This window comes from Dysgonomonas sp. GY617, from assembly GCF_015233815.1.
Classification (GTDB): Bacteria; Bacteroidota; Bacteroidia; order Bacteroidales; family Dysgonomonadaceae; genus Dysgonomonas_A.
In genome coordinates this window covers 1-1,098 of record NZ_JADCLR010000019.1, presented here as the reverse complement: position 1 = coordinate 1,098, position 1,098 = coordinate 1, and the positions used below count along the sequence as shown (strand labels likewise).

1 protein-coding gene is annotated in these 1,098 nt (G+C 45.2%); it reads left to right on the top strand.

From position 1 onward, the window contains the following. A partial coding sequence (gene galK, locus IR022_RS09850; protein ID WP_194203576.1) for a galactokinase occupies positions 1–1,098 on the top strand: 1,098 nt, incomplete at its 5' end.

Genomic DNA, 1,098 nt, shown 5'->3' with positions numbered 1-1,098 from the left:
GAAGGCGGCGCACTTTACACTGCTCCCGGACGTATCAACCTGATCGGCGAACATACCGACTATAACGGCGGATTCGTACTACCCGGCGCCATCGACAAAGCCATGTACTGCATGATCAAACCAAACGGAACAACAGACACCATAAAAGCATACGCTTTAGACCTCGAAGAAATGGACGAATTCCAACTAGACGACGTACCCATCAAACAATGGGCAAAATACATCTTCGGAGTATGCCTTGAAATGATCAAACGAGGAGCCAAAATACAAGGCTTCGACGTAGTCTTTGCAGGAGACGTACCACTAGGCGCAGGCATGTCATCCTCAGCAGCACTCGAAAGCTGTTTCGGATTCGCACTAAACGATATGTACAATTTAGGTTTCGACCGATTCGAACTAGCCAAAATAGGACAAGCCACCGAACATAACTACGTAGGCGTAAAATGCGGAATCATGGATCAATTCGCATCCTGCTTCGGAAAAGAAGGATCACTCATCCGTTTAGACTGTCGCTCCTTAGAATACGAATACGTACCATTCGATCCCAAAGGATACCGATTAGTGCTCATAAATACCTGCGTAGAACACGAGCTAGCCTCATCAGCCTACAACAAACGCAGAGAATCATGCGAAAACGCAGCCTCATACATCCGTAAATACCATCCCGAAGTAGAGTTTCTAAGAGACGCAACACTTGATATGCTCAAAGAAGTAGCCAACGAAGTAAGCGCCGAAGACTACATACGAGCAGAATTTGTAATCGAAGAAATTCAACGTCTGTTAGATGCCTGCCAAGCCCTTAAAGAAGGAGACTACGAAACAGTAGGAAAAAAGATGTATGAAACCCATATCGGTTTAAGCCGTAAATACGAAGTAAGCTGTCCCGAACTGGACTTCTTAAACGATGTTGCCCGTCAGTGCGGAGTAACCGGCTCTCGTGTTATGGGCGGAGGTTTCGGTGGCTGTACCATCAACCTTGTAAAAGATGAATTACACGATGGCTTTATTAAACGTGCTACCGAAAGCTACGAACAAAAGTTCAAGATCAAGCCTAAAGTGTACGATGTCATTATTAAAGATGGTGCCCGAAAATTATAA